Source organism: Pseudomonas entomophila, from assembly GCF_013523125.1.
GTDB classification, from domain to species: domain Bacteria; phylum Pseudomonadota; class Gammaproteobacteria; order Pseudomonadales; family Pseudomonadaceae; genus Aquipseudomonas; species Aquipseudomonas entomophila_B.
Map to the genome: position 1 here is coordinate 1 of NZ_JAAMQJ010000068.1, position 9,778 is coordinate 9,778.

Annotated in this window: 11 protein-coding genes; all 11 read left to right on the top strand. The window is 62.8% G+C overall.

All coding sequences use genetic code 11. The features are described 5' to 3' along the window. Positions 1–175: 175 nt before the first annotated feature. The 11 genes from G7007_RS21185 (at position 176) to G7007_RS21235 (ending at position 9,551) form a co-directional block, all read left to right on the top strand. On the top strand, positions 176–916 hold the full coding sequence (locus G7007_RS21185; protein ID WP_181104976.1) for a hypothetical protein: 741 nt from the start codon (positions 176–178) through the stop codon (positions 914–916). Between the two features lie 208 nt (positions 917–1,124). Beyond that, on the top strand, positions 1,125–1,670 hold the full coding sequence (locus G7007_RS21190) for a terminase small subunit (protein WP_258198652.1): 546 nt from the start codon (positions 1,125–1,127) through the stop codon (positions 1,668–1,670). Next, positions 1,633–3,669, top strand: a complete 2,037-nt coding sequence (locus G7007_RS21195) for a phage terminase large subunit family protein (RefSeq protein ID WP_181104978.1) — start codon at positions 1,633–1,635, stop codon at positions 3,667–3,669. Before G7007_RS21190 ends, G7007_RS21195 begins: the two co-directional genes overlap by 38 nt. Beyond that, positions 3,660–3,860: a primosomal replication protein PriB/PriC domain protein gene (locus G7007_RS21200; RefSeq protein WP_181104980.1), complete on the top strand. Its 201-nt coding sequence runs from the start codon at positions 3,660–3,662 to the stop codon at positions 3,858–3,860. The genes G7007_RS21195 and G7007_RS21200 overlap by 10 nt, the downstream gene beginning before the upstream one ends. Beyond that, entirely contained in the window at positions 3,857–5,386 is a 1,530-nt protein-coding gene (locus G7007_RS21205) for a phage portal protein (protein WP_181104983.1), read from the top strand. Before G7007_RS21200 ends, G7007_RS21205 begins: the two co-directional genes overlap by 4 nt. Next, positions 5,325–7,376, top strand: coding sequence for a ClpP-like prohead protease/major capsid protein fusion protein (locus G7007_RS21210; protein WP_375139514.1), 2,052 nt, complete (start codon positions 5,325–5,327; stop codon positions 7,374–7,376). Before G7007_RS21205 ends, G7007_RS21210 begins: the two co-directional genes overlap by 62 nt. Before the next feature lie 66 nt (positions 7,377–7,442). Further along, positions 7,443–7,760, top strand: a complete 318-nt coding sequence (locus tag G7007_RS21215) for a capsid cement protein (RefSeq protein ID WP_181104987.1) — start codon at positions 7,443–7,445, stop codon at positions 7,758–7,760. After that, a complete protein-coding gene (locus G7007_RS21220) occupies positions 7,760–8,134 on the top strand; it encodes a head-tail joining protein (RefSeq protein ID WP_181104989.1) in 375 nt (124 codons plus the stop codon). The genes G7007_RS21215 and G7007_RS21220 overlap by 1 nt, the downstream gene beginning before the upstream one ends. After that, complete coding sequence (locus G7007_RS21225; RefSeq protein ID WP_181104991.1) at positions 8,109–8,651, top strand: hypothetical protein; 543 nt, start codon at positions 8,109–8,111, stop codon at positions 8,649–8,651. Before G7007_RS21220 ends, G7007_RS21225 begins: the two co-directional genes overlap by 26 nt. Continuing rightward, entirely contained in the window at positions 8,648–9,250 is a 603-nt protein-coding gene (locus tag G7007_RS21230; RefSeq protein ID WP_181104992.1) for a phage baseplate assembly protein V, read from the top strand. The genes G7007_RS21225 and G7007_RS21230 overlap by 4 nt, the downstream gene beginning before the upstream one ends. 7 nt (positions 9,251–9,257) lie before the next feature. Beyond that, the gene (locus G7007_RS21235; protein ID WP_181104994.1) at positions 9,258–9,551 is read left to right on the top strand and encodes a hypothetical protein; all 294 of its coding nucleotides are present in this window, start codon (positions 9,258–9,260) and stop codon (positions 9,549–9,551) included. The last annotated feature ends 227 nt before the right edge of the window (positions 9,552–9,778 follow it).

The following is a 9,778-nucleotide window of genomic DNA, read 5'->3' on the forward strand; positions in this document are numbered from 1 at the left end:
GTCCGAAGCGATCGAGTCCACTGCTCGAACTCTCGAAGTCGTCAAAGGCGAAGTCCGAGAAGTGCTGTTCGTGCAGCTGAATGGCCTGCTGGCTGAGCAGCGCAGTCAGCTTTTCACGTCGCCATCGCCGGTGCGCGACCAGATCGGCGTTGTCTAGCGTATCGAGGGGCCAGCCATGATCGACTTCAAACTGGACATCGACCGCGTCCCACTGGCCCGCGAAATCTCAGACATCCAGAAGCGGCAGATCCCGTTCGCGCAGATCCTTGCCCAGACCCGGCTGGCCCAGCAGATCAAGGCCGGCATGCTGGAAGTGATGAAACAGCGCATCGACCGGCCCACGCCGACCACGATGCGCAGCTTGTTCGTTCAGGCGGCCACCAAGAACCGCCCGGCCAGAGTCTATTTCAAGGACGCTTGGACCTCGGGCATTCCTGCTGATGCCTACCTGCAGCAGGCCGTCCAGGGCGGACAGCGGCCGCATAAGCGATTCGAAAAGTCGCTGATCGCCAAGGGGCTGATGAAGTCCGGGCAGTACGCGGTACCGGTCAACGACCTGCTCAACCAGTACGGCAACGTCTCGCGCGGCACCATGACTCGCATCCTGTCGGGCCTGGGTGCGGCTGAGTCGGCAAGCGGCTTCCAAGCCAATGCCACCGGCAGCAAGCGCAGCCAACGCAACGGCAATGCAAGGCGCTACTTCACCGGCACGGTCAACGATGAGCAGGGCATCTGGGAGCGCAAGGACACCGCCTTCGGTGAAGCGGCCAAGCCTGTCTTCCTGTTCACCGACAGCGCGCCGTCATACCGCGTGATCTTCCCGTTCTTTAAGATCGCCTCGAACATCGCCAAGGCCCACGGCCCGACTGTGCTCGACCGCGCCCTGCGTGATGCCATCCTGACCGCTCGAACCTGATCGTTTCCAGGTCGATACGCTGGAGGCCACGTATTCCGTGGCTTGCAGGGGTGAGGGGGTAGGGCGAGGGGGTCGATTCTGTCGATTTTGGTCGATTTTTGACCATTTTCGACGGGTCCTCCCGAGGGTACCGGGGGTAGGGGGTAATTCGGGCCCCGCCTTTTCGCTATGTATGACCCAAATTCGGAGGTTGGTTGTTGTTTAGTCCATGACGAATCCCACGATCACCCGTCAGCCGTTCTGGCTGAACAAAAAACGCATGGCCGAAAGCCTCGGTATTTCGGTTCAGGCCTTCGATAAATGGCGCGTTGAGCCGGTGCAGAAGATCGGCCGCGAGTCCTTCTACGATGTCCGTTCGGTGCTCGAAAACCGCCTGCAGCACCAGAGCGGCAAACAACAACCTACCAGTGACGACATCGACCCCCTGGCCGAAGCCAAGCTGCTGCAAGAGCGGCTTCGGCTGACCCGCGAGCAGGCGGACGCCCAGGCGATGCGAAACGAGGTCAAGCGCCGCAACCTGGTGCCTGCCGAATTCATGACTTTCGCTATCAGCCGACTGGTAAGCCTGATCGGTTCAACCCTCGACACCGTGCATACCAAGGTCAAGCGAAAGCACCCTGACATCGAGGCTCGACACCTTGAGGCGGTGCAGCGTGAGGTGGCCGTTACGCGTAACGAAGCCGCAAGCCTGGATAAACGCCTCCCGGAGATTCTTGATGAGTTCCTTTCAGCCATGGATGACGAATCTGGCTAACGCTGTGCGCGTTGGTCTGACGGCGTTGTTCAAAGAGCCGCCCATGACCGTGGTGGAATGGGCGGACAAGCATTTTTACCTGTCCTCTGAATCGTCCTACCAAGAGGGTCGCTGGACCACAGCCCCGTTTCAGATGGCCATCCTCAACGCGATGGGCAATGACCTGATCCGCGAAGTCAACTTCGTGAAGTCGGCCCGCCTCGGGTACACCAAGATGCTCATGGCATTCATCGGTTACCTGGTGCAGCACAAGAAGCGCAACGTGCTCATGTATTGCCCGACCGAGGGTGACGCCGAGGGCGTCATGAAGCGCCACATCGAAGGGATGATTCGCGACGTGCCAGTCGTCTTGGACCTAGCCCCGTGGTACGGCATGAAGCACCGCGACAACACCCTTGAAGCCAAATGCTTCGTCAACCGCAAGATGCTGTGGTGCCTGGGTGGCAAGGCCGCCCGCAACTACCGTGAGAAAAGCCCGGATACCGTCATTTATGACGAACTGTCGAAGTTCGACGAGGACATCGAAGGCGAGGGCGCGCCCACGTTCCTGGGGGACAAGCGCCTGGAAGGGGCCACGTTCAAGAAGTCGATCCGGGGATCGACGCCGACCGATTCTGAGAAGTGCCAGATATCCCGAGCCGCGATCGAGTCACCGCACGACCTGCGGTTCAACATCAAGGCGCCTTGCTGCGGTACCGAGCTGGTCCTGCAATGGGGTGGCAGAGAAGACCCGTTCGGTATCAAGTGGCAGCTCAACGAGCGCCAAGAGGTCGAGGCCGCCTGGTACCTGTGTCCGCACTGTCACGGCGGCACGTTCGAGTATCACGAAATGGTCACCGCTGCTGCTGAAACGGGCAGGTGGGTCTGCGAGCGCTCTGGCATTTGGACGCGCGACAGCATGGCGTGGTTCGACGCCGGAGGAGAGCCAACGGTAACGCCCCGATCGGTGACGTTCAGCGTGTGGACCGGTTATTCGACGTTCACCACCTGGATCGAAATCGCGACTGACTTCGTTAAGGTCGGCAAGGACCGGGGCAAGCTGAAAACCTTCATCAACACCACGCTTGGCCAGGTGTGGGAAGAGGATCAAGGCGAAAAGCTGGACTGGGAGCAGCTGCGCGATCGTCGAGAGACGTTCACCGAGCTGCCGGCCCGAGCTGTCGCCTTGTTCGGCGGTATCGATACACAGGACGACCGCTACGAGGGCCGGGTATGGGCCTACGGTGCCGGCGAAGAGGCCTGGCTGGTGCATCGCTTCATCCTCATCGGCGATCCAGCGAGCGTTGAGCTGCGCCGCAAGGTGGGCCGCGAGCTGCATCGCCAGTTCAAACGGGCGGACGGCACGGTGATGCGCGTAGAGCGGTGGTGCTGGGACTCCGGCGGCCACTACTCCGACGAGGTCCGCGCCGAGAGCCGCAAGCACGGTGTGCAATGGGTGATTCCGATCTTCGGGGCCAGCACCTATGGCAAACCGATCGCCAACTTCCCACGCAAGAAGGACAAGCGCAGCAAGGTCTATCTGACCGAAGTCGGCACCGACAACGCCAAGGAGCTGATCTACAGCCGACTCAAGCTGCAGCCGGATGGGCCTCGGCCAGTGCCTGGTTGTGTCCATCTGCCTGCCGACGAGTTGATCTGCGACGAAGACGAACTGCAGCAGCTGACCAGCGAGCGCAAAAAGTGGGTGGTGATCAAGGGTCGACGCGTCATGCGCTGGGATGCCGGCGGCCGCCGTAACGAAGCACTCGACTGCGCTGTATATGCGTTGGCCGCGCTGCGGATCAGTCAGCAGCGGTTCGGCCTGGACCTGGACCTGTTGGCCAGTCAGAACCCTGACACCGGCGTTTGGGAAGTAGCCCAGGACGACGAATCGGTACCCGCGTCTGAATCCGAATCAAGCATGGCCCCGATCGAACCGGCGGCCGAACCCATTCAAACATCAGAACCCCAAGTGCCGGCAGACGGTGGCTTCCCGGGTGGAGGTAGGTCATGGCTGTAGACCCTCAAACAATGCTGGACCTGTATCTGCAGGCCGAGTGTGACGTTCTGGCGGGCAAGGACACCCAGTTCAACGGGCGCCGCGTGGTGATGGCGGACCTTCCTCAGATCATCGAGGGCCGCAAAGAGTGGGAGCGCCGCGTGGCAGCTTCCCAGGGGCGCACAGGGTTCGCTCTGGCGACCTTCCAGTGAACAAGGTCGACCGAATCCTGGAACCTGTCTTTCCCGGGTGGGTAGCCCGACGGTTGGGCGCCCGTCACGTAATCCAGGCTTATGAGGCGGCAGACATCACCCGCACCCACAAGGCCAAGCGACAGACCCGCAGTGCGGATTCGTCGCTGCAGCGCGACGCCCGCTCGATGCGAGAGCAGTGCCGCAAGCTGGACGAGGACCACGACCTGGTCATCGGCCTGCTGGATAGGCTGGAGGAGCGCGTGGTGGGTGGCCCTGGCATCGCGGTGGAACCGCTGCCGCTGGACTATGCCGGCAACATCCACGCGGAGTTCGCCGCGCAGATCAAGGCAAGCTGGGCCGAGTGGTCGCTGACGCCGGAGGTATCGGGCGAACTTACCCGACCGCAGGTTGAGCGGCTGGTGTGCAGGACCTGGCTGCGTGATGGCGAGGCATTGGCTCAAATGGTTATGGGGCGGGTGAGCGGCTATGACCACCTGCACAAGGTGCCGTTTGCTCTGGAACTGCTGGAACCGGACTACCTGCCTTGGGAATACAACGACCTGTCCAAAGGCATCGCCCAGGGCATCGAGCGCAGCGAATGGCGGCGGGTCAAGGCCTATCACGTCTACAAGCGGCACCCAGGCGATTTGTTGGTGCATGGCCTGGCCCAGAACACCAAACGGGTGCCAGCCGAACGGATGCTGCACATTGCCCACCGCAAGCGGATTGGCCAGAACCGTGGCCAGCCGCTGTTGCACGGTGTGCTGATTCGCCTGGCGGACATCAAGGATTACGAGGAAAGCGAGCGAGTCGCCGCAAGGATCAGTGCGGCGCTAGGCATGTATATCAAGAAGGGGTCGCCCGACGACTACACGCCTTTGCCAAACACACAGAAAGAGCGGTCGATCCCGATTCAGCCCGGGATGGTCTTCGACGGTCTTCGCCAAGGCGAAGAAGTCGGGATGATCGAAAGCAACCGGCCCAACACCTTCCTCGAACCCTTCCGGAACGGCCAGTTGAAGGCGGTAGCGGCTGGCACGCGCGGTACCTTTTCCAGCGTGGCCCGTAGCTATGACGGTACCTATTCGGCGCAGCGTCAGGAGCTGGTCGAGGGGCAGCAAGGGTATGACCTGCTGCAGCACGAGTTCATCGACTACTGGTGCCGCCCGGTATACCGGCAATGGCTGCAGATGGCGATTGTCAGCGGTGCGCTCAAGGTGCCGGAAGGCGTGGATCCCGACACCGTCTACTCGGCGGTTTATCAGGGGCCGGTCATGCCCTGGATCAACCCGATCCATGAGGCTAATGCCTGGAAGATCCTTTGCGAGGCGGGCTTTGCCGATGAGGCCGAAGTCGCCCGGGCCAGGCAGCGAAACCCTGCAGAGCTCAAGCGATCGCGCATCGGCGAGGTCGCAGCAAACCGGGCGGCCGGGCTGGTGTTCAGCTCCGACGCCTTCCACCAGTTTTACGGAAAATTAGCCAATGCACTTACCGGAAAAAAGCCCTCTGATGCGGCCCCGGGCGTCGATCAGCCCGACGAATAAGCCTGATGAAAGTTGGTACTCCATCCGCGCTGCTGCGCGTGGGGAGGCCGAAGTCATGCTGTACGACGACATCGGCGCCTGGGGCATCTCGGCGCGGCAGTTTGCCCGCGACCTGGCGGCCCTGGGTGACGTGTCACAGATCAACCTGCGGATCCACTCAGGCGGTGGCGACGTGATGGATGGCACTGCCATGTACAACATCCTGCGCGGGCATTCTGCCCGCGTGGACGTGTACATCGACGGCATGGCGGCATCGATGGCCAGCGTGGTGGCAATGGCGGGCGATCGGATCTATATGCCGGCCAACGCCATGATGATGATTCACAAGCCTTGGGGTGGCCAGATCGGCGATGCCGACGACCTGCGTGAGTACGCCGACCTGCTGGACAAGGTCGAGGGCACCTTGGTCAAGGCCTACGCCCGCAAGTCCGGCAAGAGCGAGGACGAAATCAAGGGCCTGCTCAAGCTCACCACTTGGATGGATGGCAACGAAGCGGTGGCGGCCGGCTTCGCAGACGAGGTCCTGGACCCGATCAAGGCCGCCGCACAACTCAACTCGAAACGTCTAGAGGAATACACCCACATGCCCCCTTCGATGCGCGCCCTGATCAATCCGCGTGGTTCGGTCGTGATCCCACCGGAGCCAACCCCGGATCCGACACCAAAGCCTACTCCCCAGGCCCTGACGCCTGCGCAAATCCGCGCCCAGGTCCTGGAGGCTGACACCGCGCGCCGTACCAGCATCGCCGCCGCCTTCGGTGGCTTCTCGGTGGGTCATGCCGAGCTGCTGCGCACTTGCCAGGACGATGTCGACTGTACCGTCGCCCAGGCCAGCGAGAAACTGCTGGCTGCGCTGGGCGCCGGATCCGCGCCGGTCAATGCGCCGACCATCCGCCACCCTGGCCACGTTACCAACGGCAACCTGGTAGGCGACTCGGTGCGTGCCTCGCTGTCCGCGCGTGTGGGTCATGCGCAGATGGAGAATGACAACCCGTACAACTACATGCGCATGTTCGAACTGGCCCGTGCCTCGCTGACCGATCGCGGCATCAACGTGTCGGCGCACAGCCCCATGGTCATGGTCGGCATGGCGTTTACTCATGATTCCAGCGACTTCGGCAACATTCTGCTGGACGTGGCCAACAAGTCGGTACTGGCCGGCTGGCAGGGTGCTGCAGAGACCTACGACCGGTGGACCAAGAAAGGTCGCCTGAGCGACTTCAAGCCGGCCATGCGGGTGGGTATGGGTGAATTCAGCACCCTGCGCGAGGTTCGCCCCGGGGCCGCCTATCAATACGTGACGGTCGGCGATCGCGGCGAGCAGATCGTGCTGGCCACTTACGGCGAAATGTTCAGCATCACCCGCCAGGCGATCATCAACGACGACCTGGCCATGCTGACCGACGTGCCCCGCCTGATGGGCGAGGCTGCCAAGGGCACCATTGGCGACTTGGTCTATGGCGTGCTGACCAAGAACGCGCCTATGCGCGACCAGAAAGCCCTGTTCCACGCGGACCGCAAGAACCTGCACAAGGGTTCCGAAACTGCCCTAAGCATTCGCGCCTTGAGCGCCGCGAAGGCGGCCATGGCGTTGCAGAAAAGCCAGGTTGAAAAAGGGCCGGGCCGCACTCTCAACATCCGCCCTGGTTACATCCTGGTCCCGGTTGCGCTTGAGGACACGGCTCGTCAGTTGATCGCCTCTGAGTCCATGCCTGGTACTGACAGCAACTCGGGCGTCAGGAACCCACTCAAGGACTTCGCCGAGGTTATTGGCGAGCCGCGTCTGGATGATGCGTCGTCGATCGAGTGGTACATGGCGGCAAAGCAGGGCAGCGATACCGTGGAAGTAGCTTACCTGGACGGCATCGACGTGCCGTATATCGAGCAGCAGGCCGGCTTCACGGTCGACGGTGTGGCCACCAAGGTGCGCATCGACGCCGGTGTCTCGCCGCTGGACTCTCGCGGTTTGAGCAAGTCCCTCGGCAAGTAAACCCGAGACCCATTCAAACACCCCGCCCATGCGGGGTTTGTTGTTTCTGGAATAGGAGAACTGGCCATGGCCAAGAACTACGCAAGCACTGGTGAGACCGTATCGGTAACAGCCACCGCAGCCGCTGGCATTGCCGCCGGCGTACCGTTGGTGATCAACGACCTGGTGGTGATGCCACTGCAGACCGTGCCTAAGGGGAGTGTCGCTACCTGCCGCACTGTCGGTGCATGGGATCTGCCTGCAGCAGCAGGCCTCAAGCAAGGGCAGAAGGTCAGTGTTCTCGACGGCAGCCTGGTAGCACCTGCTACGGCTAATGCTGTGCCGTTCGGCAAGTTGCTGAGCGATGCAGCGAGCGGCTACGCGACTGCCTTGCTGATCCAGTGATGGCAGCGCCGTCGAGCTTTCGAGAGCGCGCTGCCAGGCGCCTGGACGGCCCCATCCTGAGACGTGTCGGCGATCGAGCCACACTTGCCGATGGCCGTTCGGTGCTGGGCATCTTCGAAAACCCCTTCCACGATCCCCAGCTGGGCAGCAAGCGCCTGGCCTCGAGCATCAACGCCGAGGCGGCGCGCGAACCCCAGTTCAGTCTGCCGGCAGCCAATGCGGCCGGCCTGGGCAAGGGCGCGGCTCTGATCATCGAGCTGGCTCCCGAGGACGGTGGCGGGGCCTACACCGTGGTACGGCCGGAGCCGGACGGTACCGGCTGGGTAACCCTGATCCTGACGGTGAAGCATGAGCGAACAGCAGACATCACCTAGCGAGCTGACCCAGTTGCACACGGCCATGACCGAGGCCATGACCCAGGCGCTGCCGCAGCTGCAGAACATCGCGGCGTACCCGGTGCTCGAGGCCGGCATGAAACTGCCGGCGCTGTTCTATGCCATCACCGGCATGGCCCCTGGGCCGGACCCTGGCGACGGCCGCACCTGCATCGTGGCCACCTTCGAGGCCTTGATTCTGGTCGAGGAAGAACGCGAACAGGCGCCGCTGCAGGCTGCGATCCTGGCCAGCAAGCTGGTCAAGTTGCTGGACGGGCAATATTGGGATCTGGACTTCGTCGACCAGACCCATGACGTGCAGGCCATGCCGTCGGAGATCACTCCGGAGCTGCTGAAATGCGTCGGCTGGTCTGTGCAGTGGCGGCAGGATGTCTGCCTGGGCGACACCGAATGGCCATGGCCAGACGAACCGCCCGGGTCGCTGGTCTTCGCTTTCGATCCCCAGTCCGGGCCGAGCCACGAAGACCACTATCAGGCGCCGGAGAATCTGGCATGAGCTACGCGACCGCGCAGCATGACCGGATGCTGTCCGACCAGGTGATCAAGGGGTACGTCGTCGCTGTGGACCTGGTGGCGGGCAAGCTGCGCATGTCGGACGGTACCGACTGGGTCAGCGCCTGGGTGAAGTGGCATGCACTGGCTGCCGGCAAGGCCCGGCATTGGCGGTCACCAAGCCTGGGCGAGCAGGGCGCTCTGATCAGCCCGAGCGGTGACCCTGCCCAGGGCACCTTTGTATCGGGGCTGTACGGCAATGCCGGCCCGCAGCCGGACAACCGCGACCACGTCGAGGTGTGGCGTTTCGACGATGGCGGTTCACTGGTCTACGACTGGGAAGCCAAGAGCTACACCATCACGCTACCCAGCGGCACGGTCACCACTAAGGTCGGCAGCAGTACGGCGGTGATCACCGACGACACCATCGCCGCCAAGACCGCGACGGCATCGGTCGAGGCCCAGGCGGTCACGGTCAAGGCACCGAGCATCACCCTGCAGGGCGACGTTCAAGTCGACGGCGCGTTACGCGTAACGGGCGACATCTTCGGCGGTGCAAGGATCATCGATACCGCCGGCAACACCCCCAACCACAAGCATTGAGGCAGGCATGGCTGACAGCAAGACACGCGGACCCATCAACGGGGTCGACAGCGAGACGGTGGCCACCATGGTCGATCACCAGATCACTGGGCAGTTTGATCAGCACCGCATGCGCAACTTCTGGTGCCGGCTGCTGGCCGGTGACAACGACCCCGAGGTCATTGCCGACGGCCTGTGCCGGGCATTGAGCAGCGGCCATTACATCCAGGCCCCGGCACGCCATGTGACGGTGAATCTGGCAGTCCAGGGCGGCGTTGACGCCGAGGCCCTGGTGGCTGAGGTCCGGCAGGCGCTCGCGTAACACGATCACCCCACATCAACCCCTTCCAAGACCCGCCGCGTGCGGGTCTTTTCATTGGAGCCACACATGGCCACGAAAAAGACCACTGCAGCAGATCCAAACACCACCACCGAGGCCGCACCGGCGCCGGCGCAGGTGACGTTCCGCGATACCGTTTTCGCCTCCCGCGTGCTGATCCTGCCGGACAGCATGCGCGAACTGCCCGTGCGTGCTCACCTGGTGAGCGT

What these genes read in the sequence shown, in the direction of transcription:
- G7007_RS21185 (WP_181104976.1), top strand. Translation starts at nt 176, where the DNA reads ATGATCGACTTCAAACTGGACATCGACCGCGTCCCACTGGCCCGCGAA.
- G7007_RS21190 (WP_258198652.1), top strand. Translation starts at nt 1,125, where the DNA reads ATGACGAATCCCACGATCACCCGTCAGCCGTTCTGGCTGAACAAAAAA.
- G7007_RS21195 (WP_181104978.1), top strand. Translation starts at nt 1,633, where the DNA reads ATGAGTTCCTTTCAGCCATGGATGACGAATCTGGCTAACGCTGTGCGC.
- G7007_RS21200 (WP_181104980.1), top strand. Translation starts at nt 3,660, where the DNA reads ATGGCTGTAGACCCTCAAACAATGCTGGACCTGTATCTGCAGGCCGAG.
- G7007_RS21210 (WP_375139514.1), top strand. Translation starts at nt 5,325, where the DNA reads ATGCACTTACCGGAAAAAAGCCCTCTGATGCGGCCCCGGGCGTCGATC.
- G7007_RS21215 (WP_181104987.1), top strand. Translation starts at nt 7,443, where the DNA reads ATGGCCAAGAACTACGCAAGCACTGGTGAGACCGTATCGGTAACAGCC.
- G7007_RS21220 (WP_181104989.1), top strand. Translation starts at nt 7,760, where the DNA reads ATGGCAGCGCCGTCGAGCTTTCGAGAGCGCGCTGCCAGGCGCCTGGAC.
- G7007_RS21225 (WP_181104991.1), top strand. Translation starts at nt 8,109, where the DNA reads ATGAGCGAACAGCAGACATCACCTAGCGAGCTGACCCAGTTGCACACG.
- G7007_RS21230 (WP_181104992.1), top strand. Translation starts at nt 8,648, where the DNA reads ATGAGCTACGCGACCGCGCAGCATGACCGGATGCTGTCCGACCAGGTG.
- G7007_RS21235 (WP_181104994.1), top strand. Translation starts at nt 9,258, where the DNA reads ATGGCTGACAGCAAGACACGCGGACCCATCAACGGGGTCGACAGCGAG.